At 65.6% G+C, this 21,890-nt stretch carries 21 protein-coding genes and 1 pseudogene; 11 read left to right on the top strand and 11 right to left on the bottom strand.

Annotated elements, in window-relative coordinates; translation table 11 throughout:
- The first annotated feature begins 5 nt into the window (after positions 1-5).
- The 5 genes from RM788_RS35800 to RM788_RS35780 all read left to right on the top strand — a co-directional run bounded on the left by RM788_RS35800 (position 6) and on the right by RM788_RS35780 (position 4,286).
- Positions 6-1,067, top strand: a complete 1,062-nt coding sequence (locus RM788_RS35800) for a serine hydrolase (protein WP_315923450.1) — start codon at positions 6-8, stop codon at positions 1,065-1,067.
- A complete protein-coding gene (locus RM788_RS35795) occupies positions 1,064-1,546 on the top strand; it encodes an ArsR/SmtB family transcription factor (RefSeq protein ID WP_315923448.1) in 483 nt (160 codons plus the stop codon). Before RM788_RS35800 ends, RM788_RS35795 begins: the two co-directional genes overlap by 4 nt.
- Positions 1,547-1,628: 82 nt before the next feature.
- A complete protein-coding gene (locus tag RM788_RS35790; RefSeq protein ID WP_315923446.1) occupies positions 1,629-2,708 on the top strand; it encodes an ABC transporter ATP-binding protein in 1,080 nt (359 codons plus the stop codon).
- Entirely contained in the window at positions 2,705-3,493 is a 789-nt protein-coding gene (locus RM788_RS35785) for an ABC transporter permease (RefSeq protein WP_315923444.1), read from the top strand. Before RM788_RS35790 ends, RM788_RS35785 begins: the two co-directional genes overlap by 4 nt.
- Before the next feature lies 1 nt (position 3,494).
- Entirely contained in the window at positions 3,495-4,286 is a 792-nt protein-coding gene (locus RM788_RS35780) for an ABC transporter permease (RefSeq protein ID WP_315923442.1), read from the top strand.
- Positions 4,287-4,290: 4 nt separating this feature from the next.
- On the opposite strand, the gene RM788_RS35775 is transcribed toward RM788_RS35780, so the two are convergent.
- The 3 genes from RM788_RS35775 to RM788_RS35765 form a co-directional block, all read right to left on the bottom strand.
- Entirely contained in the window at positions 4,291-4,914 is a 624-nt protein-coding gene (locus RM788_RS35775; RefSeq protein WP_315923440.1) for a DUF8189 domain-containing protein, read from the bottom strand.
- Positions 4,915-4,991: 77 nt separating this feature from the next.
- A complete protein-coding gene (locus RM788_RS35770) occupies positions 4,992-5,924 on the bottom strand; it encodes an LLM class F420-dependent oxidoreductase (protein WP_315923438.1) in 933 nt (310 codons plus the stop codon).
- Between the two features lie 27 nt (positions 5,925-5,951).
- Complete coding sequence (locus tag RM788_RS35765) at positions 5,952-6,602, bottom strand: TetR/AcrR family transcriptional regulator (protein ID WP_315934840.1); 651 nt, start codon at positions 6,600-6,602, stop codon at positions 5,952-5,954.
- Positions 6,603-6,728: 126 nt separating this feature from the next.
- On the opposite strand from RM788_RS35765, the gene RM788_RS35760 reads away from it, so the two are divergent.
- The 3 genes from RM788_RS35760 to lipA are packed head-to-tail and all read left to right on the top strand — an operon-like array spanning position 6,729 to position 9,170.
- Positions 6,729-7,181, top strand: a complete 453-nt coding sequence (locus RM788_RS35760) for a hypothetical protein (RefSeq protein ID WP_315923436.1) — start codon at positions 6,729-6,731, stop codon at positions 7,179-7,181.
- Positions 7,182-7,204: 23 nt separating this feature from the next.
- Entirely contained in the window at positions 7,205-8,128 is a 924-nt protein-coding gene (locus RM788_RS35755) for an oxidoreductase (RefSeq protein ID WP_315923434.1), read from the top strand.
- Positions 8,129-8,165: 37 nt separating this feature from the next.
- Positions 8,166-9,170, top strand: coding sequence for a lipoyl synthase (gene lipA / locus RM788_RS35750; protein ID WP_315923432.1), 1,005 nt, complete (start codon positions 8,166-8,168; stop codon positions 9,168-9,170).
- A 46-nt stretch (positions 9,171-9,216) separates the two neighbouring features.
- Here lipA and RM788_RS35745 read toward each other — a convergent pair whose 3' ends face one another.
- Both RM788_RS35745 and RM788_RS35740 read right to left on the bottom strand, forming a co-directional pair.
- The gene (locus tag RM788_RS35745; RefSeq protein WP_315923430.1) at positions 9,217-10,254 is read right to left on the bottom strand and encodes a saccharopine dehydrogenase family protein; all 1,038 of its coding nucleotides are present in this window, start codon (positions 10,252-10,254) and stop codon (positions 9,217-9,219) included.
- Positions 10,255-10,277: 23 nt separating this feature from the next.
- Positions 10,278-10,565, bottom strand: a complete 288-nt coding sequence (locus RM788_RS35740) for a hypothetical protein (RefSeq protein WP_315923428.1) — start codon at positions 10,563-10,565, stop codon at positions 10,278-10,280.
- A gap of 158 nt (positions 10,566-10,723) precedes the next feature.
- Between RM788_RS35740 and RM788_RS35735 the strand changes: the two genes are divergently transcribed.
- A complete protein-coding gene (locus tag RM788_RS35735; protein ID WP_315923426.1) occupies positions 10,724-11,902 on the top strand; it encodes an LLM class flavin-dependent oxidoreductase in 1,179 nt (392 codons plus the stop codon).
- Between the two features lie 82 nt (positions 11,903-11,984).
- Here the strand turns inward: RM788_RS35735 and RM788_RS35730 are convergent, their stop codons facing one another.
- Positions 11,985-12,734, bottom strand: coding sequence for a hypothetical protein (locus tag RM788_RS35730; RefSeq protein WP_315923425.1), 750 nt, complete (start codon positions 12,732-12,734; stop codon positions 11,985-11,987).
- 185 nt (positions 12,735-12,919) lie between these two features.
- Between RM788_RS35730 and RM788_RS53110 the strand changes: the two are divergent.
- A pseudogene (locus RM788_RS53110) lies at positions 12,920-13,354 on the top strand (helix-turn-helix domain-containing protein); the annotation flags it as partial.
- 108 nt (positions 13,355-13,462) lie between these two features.
- Here the strand turns inward: RM788_RS53110 and RM788_RS35725 are convergent.
- On the bottom strand, positions 13,463-14,887 hold the full coding sequence (locus RM788_RS35725; RefSeq protein WP_315923424.1) for a toll/interleukin-1 receptor domain-containing protein: 1,425 nt from the start codon (positions 14,885-14,887) through the stop codon (positions 13,463-13,465).
- A 222-nt stretch (positions 14,888-15,109) separates the two neighbouring features.
- Positions 15,110-16,615, bottom strand: coding sequence for a toll/interleukin-1 receptor domain-containing protein (locus RM788_RS35720; RefSeq protein WP_315923422.1), 1,506 nt, complete (start codon positions 16,613-16,615; stop codon positions 15,110-15,112).
- Positions 16,616-17,250: 635 nt separating this feature from the next.
- On the opposite strand from RM788_RS35720, the gene RM788_RS35715 reads away from it, so the two are divergent.
- A complete protein-coding gene (locus RM788_RS35715) occupies positions 17,251-18,108 on the top strand; it encodes a hypothetical protein (RefSeq protein WP_315923420.1) in 858 nt (285 codons plus the stop codon).
- Here RM788_RS35715 and RM788_RS35710 read toward each other — a convergent pair.
- The 3 genes from RM788_RS35710 to RM788_RS35700 all read right to left on the bottom strand — a co-directional run bounded on the left by RM788_RS35710 (position 18,105) and on the right by RM788_RS35700 (position 21,454).
- The gene (locus tag RM788_RS35710; protein WP_315923418.1) at positions 18,105-18,692 is read right to left on the bottom strand and encodes a hypothetical protein; all 588 of its coding nucleotides are present in this window, start codon (positions 18,690-18,692) and stop codon (positions 18,105-18,107) included. The genes RM788_RS35715 and RM788_RS35710 overlap by 4 nt on opposite strands.
- A gap of 55 nt (positions 18,693-18,747) precedes the next feature.
- The gene (locus RM788_RS35705) at positions 18,748-19,788 is read right to left on the bottom strand and encodes a hypothetical protein (protein ID WP_315923416.1); all 1,041 of its coding nucleotides are present in this window, start codon (positions 19,786-19,788) and stop codon (positions 18,748-18,750) included.
- Between the two features lie 106 nt (positions 19,789-19,894).
- Positions 19,895-21,454 carry a toll/interleukin-1 receptor domain-containing protein gene (locus tag RM788_RS35700; protein ID WP_315923414.1) on the bottom strand — a complete coding sequence of 520 codons (1,560 nt, stop codon included), beginning with the start codon at positions 21,452-21,454 and terminating at the stop codon, positions 19,895-19,897.
- Between the last annotated feature and the right edge of the window lie 436 nt (positions 21,455-21,890).

The raw sequence follows: 21,890 nt of genomic DNA, 5'->3' as shown, positions 1-21,890 counted from the left end.
TTGTCGTGCTCTTGAACCGACGACAGGTGCTCACCGCCGCGGGGGTGGCCGGTGCCTCGATGTTGATCGGTACCGGGCGGGCGGCGGCAGAGCCGAACGGGTGGGAAGGGTGGCTCGCCGCCAACCGGGGGCACGTCGGAGCCGTGATCGACGACGGCCGCGGCGGGCGGCTGAGCCACCGCCCGCACCAGGAGCAACCGCTGGCGTCGGCGGTCAAGGCCGTGCACGCGGCGGGGTACGCGCTCGCCGTCGGGCAGGGGCGCGTGCGGCCCGACGAGCAGGTGCGCGTCGGCGACTGGGAGAAGTACTACTACGGGCTCGACGGCGGCGCGCACCAGGCGTCGATGGCGGACCTGGGGATCGCCTCCGCCAACGGCGTCACCGCCGACGACCCCGACCGCCTGGTGAGCCTGGACGACCTCGCCAAGGTGGCCGTCCTGCACAGCGACAACGCGGCCGCGGACTTCGTGCGAACCCGCGTCGGCGACGCGTCCCTGCGGGCGGCGGCGCTGAGCTGCGGCTGGCCGGGCGTGGACACCCGGTCCATCGCGGGCGAGGTGCTCATGCTGATCCTGCCCGACCGGGCGCCCGCCGACCCGTCCCAGCGCAAGCGCGTCGGCGACCTGCTCGCCGCCCAGGCGCTGCACGACCCCCGGCTGCAACTGGAGATCATCGGCCGGTTCCCGGACATCCCGGCCACCTACGACGGCCAGAGGCCGTGGGCGCGGCAGACGTGGCACGGCTCCGCGGCGGGCCTGCACCGCCTCCACCGGTCCGTCGCGGGCGGGCGGTTCCCGCAGGCGCGCACCCACCTGGAACGCGCCTTCCCCGGCCCGCTGCCCAAGGGCGTGAAGGCCATCGGGTTCAAGGGCGGCTCGCTGCCCGGCGTGCTCACGATGGCGTACACCGTGCGGTGGGAGGACGGGCGGATCGGCACGGGCGTGCTGCTGGCCGAGGAGGTCGACGAGTCGCTGTCCACAAAGGCCGGTGAGCTGGCCGACCTCGTGCTCGGTCCCCTGCTGGACCCGGCTTCGCTGCGAGATCTGCGGGCGACCCTCGTAGCATGACCACGATGGACGTGGCGCGGAAGCTGGCCGAGTTGGAGGAGCGCGTCGCCGCGCTCGAAGGCGACGACCGGGCGACCGCCGACGTGCCTCCGGGCGGTGACGGGGGCGGCACCGTCGGCTACCACGGCCAGGTGACGATCGGCGGCGGCGACGTGCGCTGGCAGATCGACGTGTCGCCCGAGCGCGTGCTGGCGCTGCCCGAGCGGGCGCCGATCGAGGTGCTCGCCGCGCTGGCGCACCCGGTGCGCGTCAACATCGTCAGGTCGCTGCTCGTGGACGGGCCCCAGCCGGGGGCGGCGCTGCAGGAGGCCGCCGGGCTGGGGTCGACCGGCCAGCTCTACCACCACCTCAAGTCCCTCACGTCCTCCGGTGTGGTGGAGCAGGACAAGCGCGGCAGCTATCGCCTGTGCCCCACCGCGACCGTGCCCGTCCTGGTGCTGCTGACGGCTGCGTCCGATGTGGCCGGTCAGCTCCGTTGAGAGCGCTCCCACGTACCGCATAATCGTTTGACGCGCTCCGGCGCCGTGGACACACTCGACCGCCTGGCGGGTGGGGGAAACCATGGCTCTGATCGAGGCACGACAACTGACGAAGGTGTTCCGGCGGCCGGACAAGCCGCCCGGACTGGCCGGATCGCTGCGGCACCTGGTCACCAGGCGGTACGTCGAGAAGGTGGCGGTCGACCACGTCGACCTGTCCATCGAGGCGGGCGAGGCCGTGGCCTACGTCGGCCCGAACGGCGCGGGCAAGTCGACGACGGTGAAGCTGCTCAGCGGCATCCTCGAACCCACCTCGGGCGAGGTGCGCATCGGCGGCCTGGTGCCGCAGCACGACCGGATGGCCGTGGCGCACCGGATCGGCGTGCTGTTCGGGCAGCGCACCCAGCTCTGGTGGGACCTGCCGGTCGCCGACTCGCTGGCGGTGCTGCGCGACCTGTACGGCGTGGACGAGGGCACGTACCGGAAGCGGCTGCGGCGGTTCGACGAGGTGCTGGGGCTCGACGACCTGATGGCGGTGACGGGCCGCAAGCTGTCGCTGGGGCAGCGGATGCGCGCCGACCTGGCCGCCGCGCTGGTGCACGGGCCGGAGGTCGTCTACCTCGACGAGCCGACGATCGGGCTGGACCTGTCGGTGAAGGACCGGGTGCGGGAGTTCTTCCGGGAGCTGCGCGACGACGGCACCACGGTGATGCTCACCAGCCACGACCTGGCCGACATCGAGGGCTTCTGCCGACGGCTGGTGATCATCGACGAGGGTCGGATCGTCTTCGACGGCGACCTGGAGGCGGTGAAGGACGAGTTCGCCCGCGACCGCATCCTGCACGTGCACACCGAGACCCACGTCGACCCCGACCTGGTGCGGGCGGTGCTGCCGGGGGCGGTGGTCGCGGCGGGCGAGTCCCTGTTGTGGCACTCGATCCGCTTCGACCGCTTCGCGATCACCGCGGGCCAGGTCGTCGCCGCGGTGAACGGGATCGCCACCGTGGTCGACTTCCGCATCGACGAGCCGGGCATCGAGGACGTGATCCGCCGGGTGTACTCGGGCGAGCTGCGCCTGGCACCCGGAGAACCCGGCACGGCGGAATCGGACTCGGCGGAGTCCGGCACGGGCGGGTCCGACGCCGTCGTGACCGCGCCGTGAGGGCGTACCGGGCGCTGGCGCGGATGTCGGCGAAGAACGCGCTGACCTACCGGCTGGAGTTCGCGTTCGCGCTGTTCGGCGTGCTGTTCCAGTTCGTCGCGCTGCTGGCGGTGTGGAAGGTGCTGCTGGCCGACGGCACCGCCGACACCGGCTTCACCTGGCCGCAGATGCGCGGCTACCTGCTGGTGGCCTTCGCCTCCGGCGCGCTGGTCGGGCTGTTCGCGGACTTCCGGATGGCCTTCCGGATCCGCAGCGGGCTGGTGGCGCTCGACCTCGTCAAACCCGTGCGCTACCAGGAGGCCCGGTTCGCCGAGGTGCTCGGCGGGGTGTGGATCGAGGTGCTGGTGGTGCTCCTCGTCGGCGCCGTCACGGTGCTGGTCGCCGGAGCGCCGACGTGGCCGGAAGGCGCGGAGCTGGCGCTGTTCGCCACCAGCATGCTGCTGCTGATCCCGTTGAAGTTCCTCGTCGTGTACCTGTGCGGCCTGGCGTCGTTCTGGACGCAGAACTACGTGGGCGTGCAGTGGGCGCGGATCGCGATCGTCAACCTGTTCTCCGGCGCGCTGGTGCCGCTGGCCTACCTGCCCGGCTGGCTGGCGACGGTGGCCGAGTGGTCGCCGTTCGCCGGGATGACCTCCACGCCGGGGCTGATCCTCGTCGGACGGGCCACCGGCGCGCAGGCGGCGGTGCTGGTGGCCGTCCAGTTCGGCTGGGTGGTGCTGCTGTGGTTCGGCGCGAAGCTGTTGTGGCGCACCGCTGTCCGGCAACTGACCGTGAACGGGGGCTGACGTGGCACGGGTGGTCAGGCTCTACTTCCGCTTCCTCGGGGTGCACCTGAGGGCGCTGCTCGAGTACCAGTCCGACTTCTGGATCATGGCGGTCGCGACCGTGCTGATCCAGGTGGTGAACCTGGTGTTCCTCTCCGCCGTCTTCGCCAGGATCCCCACCCTGCGCGGCTGGTCGTTCTGGGCCGTGGTGGCGATGTTCGCGCTGATGGCGATCGCCGAGGGGGTCGGCTCGTTCTTCTTCGAGGGCACCTGGCGGCTGGCGGAGGCCATCAACCAGGGCTCCCTGGACTACGCGCTGGTGCGGCCGTACCCGGTGGTGCTCCAGGTGACCAGCTCCGAGATCGGCGTCAACGGGCTGACGAACATCGTGACCGGCGGCACCATGCTGGCCGCGGCGCTGGCGCACCTGGACGTCGGGTGGTCGGCCGGCCTGGTCCTGCTGGCGCTGGTGCTGTTCGCCTCCGCCGTCGTGATCAAGGTCGCGGTCAACCTGGCGAGCAACTCGATCTCGTTCTGGCTGGCCGGTCCGAGCCCGCTGTTCGCCATGGCGGTCCACCAGGTCGGCGAACTGGCCCGCTACCCGCTGACGATCTTCCCGACGGCCCTCAAGGCCACGCTGGGGCTCGTGGTGCCGTTCGCCTTCATCACCACGTTCCCGCTGGGGTTCCTGCTCGGCACGGGCACGTCCCCGTGGCTGGGGCTGCTCACCCCGCTGGTCGCCGCGTACTGCGTGGCGGTCGCGCTGGTGACGTTCTCGCGCGGGCTGCGCCGGTACGAGAGCGCGGGCAACTGACGGGCTAGGACACCGACCAGAGGTCCCACCCGGCGGACACGTCGATCACCCGCAGCAGCCTGCCGTCGACGGTGTCCGCGGTGATCTCGGTGACCTGGGTGCGCGCGTCGTTCTCCGGGATCGGCGAGCCGACGATCCGGATGTCGCCGACCGCCGTCAACGGCTTCCAGTGGCCCGAGTAGTCGTCGGTGTGCAGCAGCGAGCCGTCCTCGCCGCGCGCGAACACCTCGGTGATCCCGGTGTTCGGCTGGTGCACGGCCACCGGGTCGCCCGCTAGCCGCGCGTCGCCCAGCACCTCCCAGTCCGACCACCCCGCGACGCCGCGGGCGGTGTGGACCAGCCTGCCCCCGGTGTCGCGGCCGAAGACCTCGGTGGGATGGACGCGCTCGTGGACCCAGCTCGGCGTGCCGAGGATCCTCTGGTCGCCGACGGGCGCCCACTGCGACCAGCCCGCCCCGGTGTCGTAGGTGTGGATCACGGTCCCGTCGGCGGCGCGGGCGAAGCCCTCGACGGCGCGCGGCACCGGAGGGTCGTCCGGGACCGCGGCCGCCGTGCCGGGCGGCGAGGAGAGCACCACCAGGGCGGTGAGCCCCAGCAGGGTCGAGCCGAGCGTGCGCGCCTTCGCCACCGCATTCCCCCAAGATTCCGTCGACAGCCGCGGGACCGAAGCTATCGGCGGGACCTTCGAAAAACCTCAAAGGGCGTTCAGGCCAGCTGGGACGCGACCTCCGCGGCGACGAGTTCGACCTGGTCGAGGTCCGCGATGTCGAGGACCTGGAGGTAGATCCGGGTGACGCCGGTCCGCTCCCGCCACCGCGACAGCCGGTCGACGACCTCGGCGGGGGTGCCCGCGACACCGTTCGCGCGCAGTTCGTCGACCCCGCGGCCGATCTTCGCGGCCCGGCGGGCGATCTCGGCGTCGTCACGGCCGACGCAGGTGACCAGCGCGACGGACCGGGTGATCTCCGCCTGGTCGCGGCCGATCGCGGCGCACGCCTCGGCGACCCGGCCGAACTGCCGGTTCGCCGTGTCGAAGTCCTGGAACGGCAGGTTGAACTCGCTCGCGAACCGGGCGGCCAGCGCGGGGGTGCGCTTCGCGCCGACACCGCCGATCAGCACCGGCACGGGCGACTGCACCGGCTTGGGCAGGGCGGGCGAGTCGGTGAGCCGGTAGTGCTTGCCCGCGAAGGAGAAGGTCTCCCCCGCGGGTGTGCCCAGCAGGCCGGTGATGATCTCCAGCTGCTCGGCGTAGCGGTCGAAGCGCTCGCCGACCGGCGGGAACGGGATGCCGTAGGCGGAGTGCTCGTCCTCGTACCAGCCCGCGCCGAAGCCGAACTCGACCCGCCCGCCGGACATCGCGTCCACCTGGGCGACGCCGATGGCGAGCGGTCCGGGGTGGCGGAAGGTGGCGGCCGTCATCAGCGTGCCGAGCCGGATGCGGGAGGTCTCACGGGCCAGACCGGCGAGCGTGATCCACGCGTCGGTGGGGCCGGGCAGACCGTCGGTGTCGCCCATCCGCAGGTAGTGGTCCGACCGGAAGAACGCGTCGTACCCGGCGTCCTCCGCGGTCCGCGCGATGCGCAGCAGGTCGTCGTAGGTGGCCCCTTGCTGGGGCTCGGTGAAGATCCGGAGTTCCACCTGGTCAAAACTAGTACGCCGAGCGAACTAGTGCCTCCGCGACCGGGACCGGCTCCGCGGCGGAGCCACCGGGGGCACGCCGTCGCGCACCCGCAGCCCCTCGACGACGCGCACGATGGTCCGTTCGACCTCGGCGCTGGCCTTCTTCGGGTCCGACGCCGCCGCGATCGTGCTGGCGCCCGCGGACAGCGCGCCGAACAGCAGCCTGCTGGTGGTCTCGACCGGCATGTCCTCGATCTCGCCGGACTCGACGAGCAGTTCGATGGCGGTGCGCAGCAGGCCGTAGCTGAAGTGCTCCTCGGCCTCGCGCCAGCGCTCCCAGCCCATCACGACCGGGGCCTCGTGGATCACGATGCGCTGGTAGGAGGGCTCCAGGCAGACCCGGACGTAGGAGCGCAGGCCCTCGATCGCGGTCTCCCACGGGTCGCCGGGGGCGGAGACGATCGCCGACAGGCGGCTCATGAACTTGTTCTCCACGGCGTCGAAAGCGGCCTCGAACAGGCCCTGCTTGCCGCTGAAGTGGTGGTAGAGCGCGCCCTTGGTGACCCTGGCGCGCTTGGTGACCTCGTCGAGGGACGTGCCCGCGTAGCCGCGCTTGGTGAACAGCTCCACCGCGTTGTCCACGAGCGCCTGCCTCGTGGACTCCGAGTACTCGACGCGTCTCAACCCCGTTGTCACCACGCTCACAACCGTACGACATACCGACGGTACGTACCGGTGGTATGTTGGCTCCAACGGGCCATACCGGCAGTATGCGAAAGACCCCGAGTATGAGCCCCCTCACCCACGAGAGGAGGCGCGACCATGGGCTGGAACGACTTCTACCGACGGCGTGACGAGCTGGACGCCGTGCTCCGCCGGGCCGAACCGCACCCCGAGGCCCCGCTGGACTTCGACCCGGACGTGTTCGCCGACGCGGACGAACTGCTGCTCGCGCTGCACCACCGGTGGCTCCAGCAGCTCACCGGGCGGCTGGGCGTGGCGCTGACCGGCGCCGACGACCGCGCCGAAGTGGTGCTCACGACCTGGCGCGTCCTAGCCGCCGAACAGCCCGCGCTGCGCGGCGTCCTGGACGCCCACCTGACCGACCGCGAGGCCGTGGAGCGCGAGGAGCGCCTGCTTGCGTTGACCGCTGGTCTCGCCGAGCTTTCCGAGCCGTCCGCCGAGGTCGCCCGGATCGGTGCGGCGTTCCTCGCGCTGATCCGTTCGGAGCCCGCCGTGCGAACGTCCCGCAAGCGCCTGTTGAGCAGGGCCTGAGCGAACTTGGTTAGGTGACGGACATGTGGACCGAAGCGGACATCCCAGACCAGACCGGCCGCACGGTGGTGATCACCGGTGCGAACTCGGGCCTCGGGCTGCGCTCGGCCGAGGTGCTGAGCGCCAGGGGCGCGCGGGTGCTGATGGCCTGCCGCTCCCCCGAACGCGGTGCCGAGGCGCTCCGGCGCGTGCTCGCGACCGGCGGGAAGGCCGAACTCGTCGAACTGGACCTGGCCGACCTGTCGTCGGTCCGCAGAGCCGCGGCCGACATCCGGGAGCGCACCGGTGACGCGGTCGACGTGCTGATGAACAACGCGGGCGTGATGGCGACGCCGCGCGGCTGGACCGTCGACCACTTCGAGACCCAGTTCGGCACCAACCACCTCGGGCACGCCGCCCTCACGTGGCTGCTCATGCCCGCCCTGCGCACCCGGCCCGGCGCCCGCGTGGTGACGCTGTCGAGCCTCGCCCACAAGATGGGCGGCTTCCAGGTCGCGGACCCCAACTTCGAGGCGCGCGGCTACTCGGCGTGGCAGGCGTACGGCCAGTCGAAGCTGGCGAACCTGCTGTTCGCTAACGCCCTGGCCCGGCACCTGGCGGCGGCCGGACTGGACGTGACCTCCGTCGCAGCCCACCCCGGCCTGACCGGCACGAACCTGGGCGCCAACCACGCCAAGTCCCAGGGCAGCGCCCTGCTGGGCCGGGCCGTGAAGGTGTGGGACGCCGTGGCCACCCAGAGCGTGGAGAAGGGCGCGTTGCCGCAGCTCTACGCCGCGACGGCACCCGGCGTGCTGCCCGACGACTACTACGGGCCCGGCGCGCTGGGCGAGACCCGCGGCCACCCCAGGCCCGCGTCCCGGACGAAGGCCGCCCAGGACGACGTGACGGCCGACCGGCTGTGGGATCTCACGGCCACTCTCACCGGCGTCACCCCGGATCCGGCGTGACCCCGAACACGCGCGCGCGAAGCGTAGGGTGACCGCTGTGACGCCGGTACCAGAGGGTCGGAAGCTGCTGCGGCTCGAGGTCCGCAACAGCCAGACGCCGATCGAGAAGAAGCCCTCGTGGATCAAGACGAAGGCCAAGATGGGCCCCGAGTTCCGGGAGCTCAAGAGCCTCGTCAAACGCGAAGGGCTGCACACGGTCTGCGAAGAGGCCGGCTGTCCCAACATCTACGAGTGCTGGGAAGACCGCGAGGCCACCTTCCTCATCGGTGGCGAGCAGTGCACCCGGCGCTGCGACTTCTGCCAGATCGACACCGGCAAGCCGGACGACCTCGACCGCGACGAGCCCCGCCGGGTCGCCGAGTCGGTCCAGGCGATGGGCCTGCGCTACTCGACCGTCACCGGCGTCGCCCGCGACGACCTCGACGACGGCGGCGCGTGGCTGTACGCGGAGACCGTGCGGCTGATCCACCAGCTCAACCCCGGCACGGGCGTCGAGCTGCTGATCCCGGACTTCAACGCGGTGCCCGAACAGCTGGCCGAGGTGTTCGCCTCCCGGCCGGAGGTGCTCGCGCACAACGTGGAGACCGTGCCGCGCATCTTCAAGCGCATCCGCCCGGCGTTCCGCTACGAGCGCTCCCTCGACGTGATCACCAGGGCCCGCGAGTTCGGCCTGGTCACCAAGTCGAACCTGATCCTCGGCATGGGCGAGACCCCGGAAGAGGTCACCCAGGCGCTGCGCGACCTGCACAGCGCGGGCTGCGAGATCATCACGATCACCCAGTACCTGCGGCCCTCGCCGCGCCACCACCCGGTCGAGCGCTGGGTGAAGCCCGAGGAGTTCGTCGCGCACTCCGACGACGCCAAGGCCATGGGCTTCTCCGGCGTGATGGCCGGTCCGCTGGTGCGCTCCTCCTACCGCGCGGGACGGCTGTACGCGACCGCCGTGCAGGAGCGCGGCGAGGAACTGCCGGCGAACCTCCAGCACCTGCTCCAGGCCGGGAGCGCCGCCCAGGAGGCCAGCTCGCTGCTCGCCCCCCGCTAGTTACCTGCTAGTCCCCCTGTGCCCCGGCGTCCGCGTCGGGGCACAGCTACGTCCGGACCGGCTCGTCGACCGTGACGCCGTCGAGGGTGCGCACGAAGTCCGCGCCGAACGCGCTGGACGGCGTGTGCGAACCGGCGGGCACGTCACCGGTCAGGAGCCGTTGCACGATGCGCACGACGGCGTCCGCGGTGAGGTCGTAGCCGTTGGGCGCGGTGAGCGCCATGGACGCGGTGCGCCCCTCGGCGTCCGACACCTCGCCCCAGACCTCGGACCGGGTCCTGCCGCGCAGCGCCTCGTCCGGCCCGGCGATCCGGTGCGCCACGGCCTTGCCGAAGCCCTGCACCAGCGAGGTGCGCAGCAGCGGCGCGAACAGCGCCTGGAGGTGCCCGGTGAGGCCGGGCATGACGGTGAACGTGGTGATGTTCGGGATGCCCGTCGACCGGTAGGCCGTGCTCACGTCACCCCACGGGATCGACCCGACGTCGCGCGCGCCCGACCGGAACGCGGCGCTGCGCCTGCGGTGGCCGAGGCGGACGTTGCGCAGCTCGCCGTCGACACGGGCCCGGCCGCCGGTCGCGCTGCCCTCGACGGACGTCTTCGTCGTGCCGGGGCTCGTCCCGCCGCCCGCGGTGAACGCGAGGTCGAGGTGCGTCGCGCCGGGCAGCGCGGCGGCCAGCATCGCGGCCACGCAGTCGGTCGGCACGACGTCGAAGCCCGCGCCGGGCAGCAGCACCACCCCGGCGGCCTTGGCCTCCCCGTCACGAGCGGCGACGGCCTCGAACACGTCGATCTCGCCGGTGATGTCGGTGTAGTGCGTGCCGGACGCCAGGCACGCGTCCACCATCGGGCGCGAGGTGGCCGAGAACGGGCCCGCGCAGTGCGCGACCACGTCGACGTCGTGGAGGGCTTCGGCGGCGCGGTCGAGGTCGAACGCGCGGTGCTCCAGACCGAGCCGCTCGGCCAGCGGCGCGATCTTCGCCGCGGACCGCCCGGCGAGCACCGGCCGGAGGCCTCGCCGCACGGCCAGTTCGGCGATCAGCCCGCCGGTGTACCCGTTGGCGCCGTAGAGCATCCACGTGGTCATGCGCGAACGCTACCAGCGAGTAGCTAGGCGCGCCGTCTGCCGGCCAGACCGCCGGCGACGACCAGCGCGGCACCTCCCAGCACGACCGGAAGCGCCCACCCCAACCGCTCGCTCCGCAACCGCCCGCAGATCCCGACGAACGTCAGGTCGATCTTCTCGACCTCCGCCGAATCGAACCCCATGCCGAGGCTGTTGCCGCACGAGACGGGGGAACCACCGGGGGTGTCCGACGTCATCGGCAGGAACAGGAGCAGCAGACCGGACAGCAGGAAAGCGAGACCAATCACCAACGTGACCGTCCTCAGCGCCATGAACATGAAGTTACGTCCGATTTGGACTCCAGTACAGGGTCCGAACGGCTCACGCTGATCAACTGGAGAACCCGCGCTTTTCTCCCCTTTCGGCCGCTTTTCCGGGGACTTCTCCACAACTAGCTTCCGCTGAGGACCGACGACGGGAGCCCCGCAGCATGAAACTCGACATCTTCAACGAGATCCAGGACCCGCGGCCGTGGACGGAAGGCCATGAGCACCAACGCATCGCCCAAGCCGTGGAGCAGGCGGAATTGGCCGACGAGACCGGATACGGGTGCTGGTGGCAGGTCGAACACCACGGCGCCGAGGAGTTCAGCCTGTCGTCCGCGCCGGAAATGCTGCTCGCCGCGCTCTCCCAGCGCACCACCAACATCAGACTCGGCCACTCCGCCGTCCTCGCCCCCTCCCGCTTCAACCACCCGATGCGCATCGCCGAGCGCGCGGCGTGGCTCGACCACCTCAGCGGCGGCCGCGTCGAACTGGGCCTCACCCGCTCGACCACACCGGAATGGCGGCTGTTCAACACCGATCCCGCCGATGTGAGACCGCAGACCGCCGAGGCGTTCGACATGATCCCGCGCATGTGGACGGAGGACCGCTTCTCCCACTCCAGCAACAACTACCGGATCTCCGACGTTCCGGTGGTGCCGAAGCCCTACCAGCGCCCGCACCCGCCGCTGTGGCAGGCGGCGACCAGTCCGGGGTCGTTCGAGGACGCGGGGCGGCGGGGTGTGGGCGTGCTGGGGACAACGATCTGGGAGTCGCTGGAGCGGGTCTCGCGGATGGTCGGGTTATACCGCGCCGCCGCTGAGGCCTGCACGGCGCCCGCGGGGGCGTTCGTGAACAACCAGGTGGCGTTCTTCACGTTCGTGCACTGCGCCGAGACGGATCGGGAGGCGATGCGGAACGGGGCTGCGGCGGCTGCGGCTTGGTACACCTTGCGGGCGTTGACGTTCTTCGAGGCGGCTGATGCTTTTGTGACGGAGTTGGCTCGGCAGCAGGCGGTTCTCGCTGCTCCTGATGGGGGTGGGTTGACCGGTGAGTTCCTGCGGGCTGAGGCGGCTGGTGTTGTTGGTCCGAATGAGGCGCAGTTGGTGATCGGTCGGATCATCCAGGGGGAGGAGGTGTCGGAGGAGGAGGTGTTCGAGGCGTTGAACGCGCAGGATTCGTTGATCGTGGGTAGTCCGGAGACGTGCCGGAAGAAGCTGCGGGTGTACGAAGAGCTGGGGATCGATCGGTTGATGAGTTTCCACCAGGTGGGGGCTTTACCGCATGAGAAAGTGATGGAGTCGATCCGGCTGTTCGGGACGTTGATCCCGGAGTTCGACCGGTAGGGACACGAATCGCGCCGTGCGGGTCACCCTGCCCGGTGGCAGCGACCCGTACGGTGTCCGCCCACCCGTGGTTCATCGAACACTAACAGCGCAGGTTCCTGGCAGTCTCGCGTGACGTCCTCACGACGGCGACCCTGCGGGGAATGGTGACCGATTTCGACACCAGATCCTCGAAGCTGTAATAGGAACCAGTGGCGTTCGCGGTGTCGAACGCGTTCGCGAGCGCCTCGGGGATCAGGTAGACAGCGATCTCGAACCTGCCTTCGAAGTCCTCGGGCGCACCCACGTTCAGCGGCACGCTCTCCCATTCATGGGATTTACCTACGACAGCCTGGACCGCGCGAGCCACGTACAGCGTGTCAGGGTCGAACGTGCGAACACCAACCCTGATGACATGACCCGCGGGGGCCGCTCCACTTCCGGTGACGACAGTGCAGCGGTCGACCACCTGCCCCGCGACCGGCGAGAAGACCTGCACCTCGGACGCAGGCGAAACGGCCAGGGGCTCCGCCTTCCGGAGATAGCCCTCGACCTGGATCCCCGCGGTCAGACCGACCAGCACGGCACCCACAACAGTCGTGGTGACCGGCCACAACAACCTGGGCCTCCGCCTTTTGCCGTCGTTCCGCACCCAGCGGTACAGGAGCACGACACCGAACGCGGTCAGAACGACACCCGAAACCAGCGGGACCGAAATCCAGTCCTTGACCACGGCGAAAATCGACCCGAGCAATGAGAGAACGCCCGCCACACCTCCGAACACCTGCCAGCGATCGACAGTTCCCTGGTCGAAGGAAGTGGCACTCCGCGACTCATCCGGGTTCTCCGACATGACAGAAGACTAAGATGAAATCCGAAGAAGGCCAAGCACGACCATCTCCCCATTGATGGACCGCAAAAATCGGGAGACGCAATCCGCAAAAATGAATTCCTCGAACGGGCCGCACGCCAGACACCTCGAGACCGAGGAGGTGACAGCGAAGCCCGCCGGATGGAGGCTCAAGTGCACTCCAAGAGATGCGAAGAGCGAGCCCGGCACGCAGTTTCCACAGGCGGAATTCGTTCAGGAGAGTGGGGGCGGTTGAGGCCCTTGCAAACCCCTGCCGGAGAGTGACGCGACTCTTGGCGTTGGCCGAAGCGTGGTCGGATGGATTGCCGAGTACTCCCCCTTCAGCGGCTCGCATGCCTCGAACCGCACGACAGCTTCGACGAGACGAAGTTGATGCACTGGTGACTGCACATCAAGCTGGAGCAACCGTACGGAAGCTCGCCGCCCAGTTCGGACAGCACCGCAGCGCGATCGGCCGCCATCTCCGAGCTCGGGGCATCAACACACAGCCGCCCGCTCTCACCCCCGAGGAGGTCGCGGACGCCGCGAAGCTGTACCGCGATGGCTGGTCACTGATGAAGATCGCGAAGAGGTTCGGGGTTAACGATGGCACGGTGTGGCGACGGCTGCGAGCGGCGGGGGTGATGATGCGCACTCAAGCGGTCGAGCCTGATCAACCGGCATTGACTACCGGTAAAGCCCGGTCAATACTGGCCAGGAAAACGGCGCCATTATTCATCATCTACCGATCGATCTTGCTGGCGCCCTACTATCGGCGAGCCATAGAAATTCACACTACCGATAGATCCAGCCTGCACCGAATTCCCGAAGCTCGAATCAGAAATAGAATTTTGAGTATTCGACTTTTCAATATCGCCCGAGACCGCCGATGACCCTAGACTCGATTCATGATCTCGATTTATTTCACCAACAAGGCGGACGACCCTCTGAATATAATCTTCAACAGAGCCAACACCTTCATACCTTAGCAGCGTGCGCGTGAGCTCCATCGTCCAGCCGAACTCGCCCATCGATTGCGACGCAGCCAAAGTTAATGGCTCATAGTGAATCAACTCTGGAAAAACTTGAATAAACTGACGATTGAAATGCTGATCCATAGGAGCCAGCTCTGCCGAGGTTATCAGCGCACGCTGAACCTCAAACGGAGAGGCCTTACGCTGCTTCACTCGCACAACAAGCTTTTGCAAAGCATTTACAAACAAGTAGCCCATGAACTCGTACTCCGATATATGCATCGCTGCAGCAACGGTTAGACGGACCACGCTATCCGGCGCAAGATTGCGGTAGTCGTACCATACAATTCCGTAGTGCAGAAATCCGAACTCAAACGAACCGATAGATGGCATCGAGCGGAGGATCGCTTCAGCCTCAAACGGATCAGGCATCTCGCCTTGCACATAATCCCACAGAGGCCAGCGTCCATGCTCACGCATCGGCTCCCAGATGACTTTCAGCATATGCTTTTGCTTATCGGACAGCTGTACATCGAGGCCAAAACTTTGCGCGCTCCGCTCCCCCATCGCATCGAGAACACGCTGACTGTCCCGCGCATAGGTCTTATCCTCTTCGGCACTACGCATCGCCCTAGCTGACATTGTCTTGATCAACTGGTGCAACATGGGGCTACGGCCAGCAGTATTTTCTCTCGTGTTTGGCCTTGCCGTCGCCGATTCCGCCCCAGACTCCCCCACCACCTTGCTAATCGTGTCAATCAAAGAAACCAAGTTAGAAACGTACTTGTCACCGAACAAGTCTGCGTAGTTGAGATCGCTCAGCGTCCGGCCTGCGCCGAGATCCCAATCGGGAACATCACCATCATCAAATCGAACAGGGATCAGCCATGTAGCGCCCGGCGGAAGCATGCGAAACTCATCGATCGCGAGGGCTAATTCCTCGTTCATGTACGATTTCGACTTGGCGCGTGACTGCTCGGAAAAGCAGGCAAGAAATACGACAGCTCCCGAACGGATAGCCTCAAGAATTTTACGTTTCCACTGGTCGCCCGGAGCAAGGGCCGTCCGGTCGCGCCAGTATGGGATCCGAGCAGCATCGAGCGCCTCGCAGAGCGCGTCGACCTGCCGACCGTCCTCACGCACGTAGGATACGAAGACGTGCCTCACTGCACCGCTTTCCACACCTAGAGCGTACTAGAGCTGCCGCTCGCCATGACCCTAACGTCGAAATTCCGATGCTCGAACGGGCCACCCAAGAAGGCCAACTTGCTCATTCGTCGCCAGACTACCTACCACTTCAAGAAAGTAGAGAAGTCGATCCGGAGCAACGAAGTCTGCCAGGTCTTTATAACCACAGGTGAAGCGGTGGACTTTTCCTCATCTTCCGCATTGCAATTTCAGCATTCAGTAAAATCTTCTCATTTGACCGAACTGTTCGACATAGTTTTTAGCAGCGACAGTGGCGCGATCAAGCTGGCCACCAAACAAGCCAGCGGAGAGAGGCGGCCATAAGAGTCCGCCCACCTCGATCTCCGCAGCCATTACGCCCGCAGCTCCAGTCCCATAGTTGGCCCGCCACGTTGAGCGGCCAAACCAATAAGACCGCCCCGATCGCGTATTCCCAAGACTGGCAGCCCGAACGTTGTCAAGGTCTTGAGACAGAACCCCAAGAGCCACCTCAGTTCTATCAAAGGCATCATCATAATCTGAATCATCTGCGAACTGGTCAGCAAAGTGAGAGCGAAGAACCGCGTGAAGCCAGTCGGCTACGGGCGTCTTATACTTACCAACTCTATTTTCAGTGAATGCATCAAAGGCAGCAAAAGGATCTTCATCAGTCTTCGCCGCCCTGGCAACAACATTAGGAACCAAGTCGTTCAAACTACCAAATGGAGCCCAAGGGTTTTCGATCTGAATAAGATGATCTAGACCATCACCGTACTTCGCAGGAAGCATTACATCAATTAGCAAGGCCTTTAAATTGTCCCAACGGCCTTGGCCAACAGCAGCGAGTGCGACAGTGAAAGTACCAAGCAGTGCGGGAACATGCTGCAATTCGATGAGACCTGACACACCATTTTTAGGCTTCATTGCTTCACGGGCGATTGCCTTAAGTGCAGATGCCCATGGCGTCAACGTCTGAATCTCACCCCATCGGACCGCCACTTGAAGCGATGCACAAAGAGGACTGATCAATCGACAGTAAGACGAAACGACATTGGCGCACTGCACTACCTGCTCCACAGTTGTGCCCTCGAGTCGCTGAAGCGGAAACCTTTTTTCGTCACGCATGGCTTGCAAGACGCGCTGAGTCTCGTGCGAGATAAGGTCGTCGAGTTGGATACGCTTTTCCGGGTCGAGAATCATCTCCTTGGTCATGCGACGAAGTAGAACAGGGCGATCGGTTGCATCGGCCTCTTCAATCGATGCCTGAACCGTCATTGCGCTTGGCCCAGGCGCGCCCATCGCTTTAGCTATCGTGCTCATGAGAGCAACCAGGTTGCTTACATACTTCTCACCGAACAAATCTGCATAGTTTAGATCGCTCAGCATACGACCAGCGCCAAGTTCCCACTCGGGCACGTCACCGTCATCGAAGCGAACAGGGATTAGCCAAGTGGAGCCAGGCGCGAGCTGACGAAACTCCTCTGCTGCGAGCGTGATCTCTTCGTTCATGTAAGACTTGGCCTTTGCACGCGACTGCTCAGAGAAACAAGCAAGAAACACAAGCGTTCCTGAGCGAATGGCCTCACGGATCCTCTGCTTCCACGCATCGCCAGGAGCAAGCGCAGTGCGGTCACGCCAGTAAGGGATCTGTGCGGCTTCCAGTGCATCGCACAACTTGTCGACCTGGTCGTTGTCCTCGCGCACGTAAGACACGAAGACATGCTTGACTCCATTGCTTGCCATCTGCGGAGCGTACTCGGCGCTACCGACAGTTTCGGCAAACTAGGTCTGCTCGTCGCTCCTCGTCCTAGTGGACGAGACGGCTCAAATATGAAAACTATTCATTTCTGGTCTCCTGGCATGTCAGGTACCTGGACGAGCGGGTCAAGACACTCAATGTAGCCCCTCCCCCACGCTAGCCACTCCTTGGCATCAGGCAACCGCGGGTCGCTGGCATCCGCCTGGTCGAGCCTTGCTTCCAAGGCTTTGCAGTAGTCACGAAGCTCATCAGCGACTCGCCAGTACGCAGATTGCAGGCGTAGCTCAGCGGCGTGGTTGGCTTCGACGGCCTCCCGTCGCGCTCCTTCCCTCGCCCGCGCCTGAAGCTCCTCGTCTGCGGCCTGCTGTAGCTATCAATTCGGTCATCAAATCCAATCACGAATAGCCGACTTAAACGGCATGATGTTCTAGGCGATTTATGCGGCGTTCATAGCGTTCTCGACCCTTTACATGATCATCTATACGAGCTTTACTATACTTTATTACGAGTACCATGATCGCCAGTCCCGAATGAAGTCCAGCAGTGATGCATCAACACCAGCCACCAGTGCGACTCTTGGCTGGATGCCGTGCCGCAGGAGTCTGAACCAGGAGCAACCATGGAGATCGGCGAGGAGTGGGCCTACCGGGCAAGGCAGCACGACCCCATCGCCCGCGTGAAGGTCCTGCGCATCGGTACCAATCGCCCACCTCGCGTGCTGATCAAGTTCGTGGCCGACGAGCACGAGGGGCGCGAGGAGTGGGTCTCCCCGGCTCGACTCAAGACGACGTGGGATCGCGCTGCGGTGTGGGAGGCCAACGACAAGCGCTGGGCAGACCTTCGTGAGGCGTCGTGGCGGCCTCGTGACGACCGAGAGCGGCTAGCGGCTCAGATGGTGCTAGCCGATCGGACTAGCTTGCAGTGCCTCTCGACCGGATACAGCACGAACGAGGGCATTCTCTTCATCAACGACATGACGGCCCTGACGAAGCTGCTCGACACAGAGGCTGCCGAGCTGACCAAGGACCCGCTGAGCATCGCCGATGACGACGGTTCCTGGGCGGTCCCCTTCGCCACAATGCTTGTCATTGCCAAGAAGGCAGCACAAGTACTGGCCGATGACGTCCTGGCCGAAATTGAGCGCGACGAAGCCGAGGCGCGCCTTGAGGCTGTCCACGGACGGTATTACGGAAGCAGACGCGGCGAGGGGCACTACATCGGGGCCGAGATCTGCGCTGAGGTCGATGAGCGGTACATCCCCGCGCGGGAGCTGGTCCGGGAGCGGTGTGGGCAAGGCGCCGCCGAACGTCAGGATGAGCTGAAGGCCCTGCGCGACGAGGTGTTCCGCCTTGGCAAGTTGGTCGAACAGGCCATCACGGAGCTACGCTGCTGGGACACACCCGCCGCTGACGGGCTGGAGAAGAAGCTAGGCATCCCCATCGAGACTTTGCGACGCAGCCAGCGGTCTAGCGACTAGCTGCCGTCTGGTCCGTACGGGCTCCAACCACGCATGAACGGCTTCAACTCGTATGCAGCTGGCTCGGGGATCTCAGGTGGACGAACACCGCGGAGTACCGGATCGATGCGGTCGGCGTACTGGCGTGCCCAGCTGATCCACTCGACCACCTCACTGGCGGGCTCGTCAGGGAGAGCTGCTTCCATCGCCGCGCTGTAGTCACGAATCCTGCTGGCTTCCGTCCACGCCTGCATCTGCTCAGAGAGTGCCTTGATCCGGCCGTCCTCGACGAAGCGACGGCGTGCTTGTGCCCTCGCCGCTTCCCACTGCTGCTGCTGTGTCGCCTTCTCTTGCTCTCGTGCGATCCGCCGTTCTTCGTCGAACTGGACTCGGCCTTCCAACTCGGCCAGGACGTCACCGAGCTTGTCCTCCAGTGACCAACGCTGACGATCGGCCCAGCGACGGCGGCGGCCGCTGTAGTCCCAGCTGTGCGCCAGCTCCAGCACTAGGCGCCCGCTGGCCACCTGTCGCTCCACGACTGGAACCCGTTGCCACGAGTAGGTCTTCTTCTTTTCCAGCTCTTCAGCCGACATGTCAGCGCTCACGCAATGGGACCGCGAAGGCCGAAATCGCTCACGTAATGGGACCACCGGCCGCTCGTCATGGACCAGCCAGCCGCTCGCGATGTTCGTCATGGGGACGGCGAACGTTCCGACGGCCAACAGCGGAACCCAGGCTCCTGGCCAGCCAGGACGCACGGCATTGCCGGTCGTGACATCCGTACTTCAAAAGCGCGGCAGAGGGGCGAGCCGGGCGGTCAGCGGCTCCTGCGGCCGACTCGCCGACATCGGGACCGGGTCCCATTACGTGAGCCGACCCCGGTCCCTTTCCGTGAGCGCCCACAGACAGTGGGGCTTCGACCACGTCGTACTCTTCGCTCATCTCCAAGACGAAGCGAGACTTTCCCTCGATGAACGTCACGCCCGTCGCGTCGTCTTCAAGGGCAACCTGATGGCCGCGATGTGCCCACTCGGCCACGAGAACACCCAGAATTTCCAGGGCTCGTTCTCGGCTGCCGCTCGACACGGCGAGCCGTCCAGGATGACGACGGAGCTGCATGATCAGGGGGTGCGTTGATCGAGGCCGCGGAGCGTCCAGTCGTGGTCTTGAGGCTCGGTACTTGGTGTCGGGATGCTCCCCCTCGACGAGTTCGATGAGCAGTTCGCCGTGGTCGCGTCCGTGATGCAGCAGGTGCATTCCCTCCGGAACCAGCCCGTACTGCTTGGCCGCGTGGATGGTCCGGCGCCAGGCGGCTCGGGTCAGCTCGTCTGGGTCTCCGATACGGAGGTGACCATCCTGTTGCTGCAAGAGCAGGATGAGCTTCTTCGCTTCAGCTTCCTGGGAACTGGCGCTCTTCGGCTTTGCAGGTCGGTTTCCCGCAGTACTTACGGAGGGCGCTGCCTGGTTCTGCGGGCCTGGCCGATCGGGGTGCTGACCATGCTCAAGGTAGAACCGACCAGCATCGGTGATCTCGGCTCGCCACTTGCCATCGAACCGCGGCGTGATGACTAATCTGCGGTCTCGCAACGCGTAGATGGTGCGAGCAAGCTCGGACTCACGCGCCGTCACTTGATCATCAGGATCGCCGACGCGCTGGAGCACTGCGAGTTGGTGGTTAGTCAGCTGCGCCCAACGCTTCATGGATCGCTACCTCGCTCCTGTCAAGGCATCTCGCAGAGCGAGCATCAGCGTAGCGCGACACAACGGGCTTCTTCACACGGTGTGGCACCAGTGAAATGCAGCGCCGCTAGTAAGAGCGGGCCATCTCTGTGAACTGCTCGATATAGTCGCCAGCTGCCACAGTAGCCCGATCAAATCGACCACCAAACAATCCTGCTGACAGTGGAGCCCACGACGCTCCATTCATCTTGATCTCTGCCGCGACAACGCCAGCGGCTCCAGAACTGTAGTCTGCACGCCAAGTGGAGCGACCAAACCACTTTGAGCGCTTCGCCCAAGAACGCTCCGAGTCCGCTCCGATCTCAATATTGACGATATCTTGGGAGATCAACCCAAGGACGACCTCAGCCCTATCAAAGGCTTCACTATACGCAACGTCATCCGCATATTGTTCGATGAAATTCGAGCGAAGTATTACATGAAGCCACTCAGCCACGGGCGCATGACATCGATTCATCTGCCTGCTATTAAAAAGCTCAACGACGACACGTGGATCCTTGCCAGTCATGGCAGATCTCGCAACCAAACTCGGGAGCAGGTATCTCCAGTCAGGAAAAGGAACCCAGGGGTTCTCCGCTTGGACTAGCGTACTGGCTCCGTCACCACTCTTACTTGGGATCGTCACATCAACCAACAAGGTTTTTAGGTTGTCCCAGCGACCCTGGCCAATCGCGGCAAGTGCGGCGGTAAACGTCGCAACCAAGGCGGGCACATGCCTCAACTCAAGAAGAGCCGTGTTGCCACTCTTCGGCTTCATGGCCTCGCTAGCAACAGCTTTAAGCGCTGTAACCCATGGCATGAGTGCTTGCCCCTCGCCCCAACGGGCGGCAACCTGAAGCGATGCGCACAGCGGGTCAACTAGCTGAACGTAGGATGCAGTGATCTCTGCGCACTGCACCAGCTGCTCGTCCTGTGTTCCCCCAGGTAGCTGAGTTGGAAACCTTTCCTCATCTCGCATAGCGATGAGGACCCGTTGCGTCTCCTGCGAGATGAGGTCGTCCAATTGGATCCGACGTGCCGGGTCGATGACCATATCCTTGGTTGCACGGCGAAGCATGGCAGGACGCTCGGCAGCGTCGGCCTCTTCGATCGATGCCCTGACCGTCGCGGGGTCTGCGCTAGGTGTCCCCATCACCTTGCCGACTGTGTTCATCAGCGACACGAGGCTAGGGATGTATTTGGCACCGAACAAATCTGCGTAGTTGAGATCAGTCAACGTCCGTCCGGCGCCGAGCGACCACTCGGGGACGTCGCCTTCATCGAAACGGACAGGGATCAACCAAGTAGCGCCAGGCGGGAGCAGGCGGAACTCCTCCACGGCGAGGGCGAGTTCCTCGTTCATATACGATTTTGGCTTGGCGCGTGACTGGTCGGAGAAGCAAGCGAGGAACACGAGCGATCCCGCGCGGATGGCCTCGCGAATCTTCCGCTTCCACTCATCACCTGGAGCAAGCGCAGTGCGGTCACGCCAGTACGGGATCTGAGCGGCGTCCAGTGCCTCACACAGCTTGTCGACTTGCTCGTTGTCCTCACGTACGTAGGACACGAAGACATGCTTAACTCCATCACTCGCCACTACCAGAGCGTACTGGCCGTCACCGACCAGTTCCGGCAAGTTCAGCCGCAAGAGGTGGTCGACCGGAACTAGGCTTGCCGGGTTCGAGCACGATGGAGGACAAGATGGTCGAGCATGTGGTGCCGTACGAGGTTCACTACGTTCCGTGGAGCCTGGGCGACCGGGAAGCCATGGCACGCTACGCAGCAACCTGGCTCCGCGGTCAGCCCGGCACACCTCTTGTGTTGTTTCCAGGCAAGGCAAACAGCCAAGCGGACTCGACGCTTAGCCGGTTGACAGCTGGCGCTGCTGTTGCATGGCCTCGGAGTATCGACACGGTGCAGTGGACTAAGGGACCCGTGCTAGCCCCCTGGCCCACCGACGACGTCTTGGAGAAGCTGTCGCGAGACCTGCGTTCTCGCGTCACTGCGCTGTGCGTTATGGAGTGGGGCGACAGAGATCAGGGATGCATAAACTGGCTTGCCGGTAGTTGTCAAGTTCGATGAGA

It is taken from the genome of Umezawaea sp. Da 62-37, from assembly GCF_032460545.1.
Lineage (GTDB): Bacteria > Actinomycetota > Actinomycetes > Mycobacteriales > Pseudonocardiaceae > Umezawaea.
Note: the sequence above shows the minus strand (reverse complement) of the source record. Positions and strands in the feature narration are given on the sequence as shown.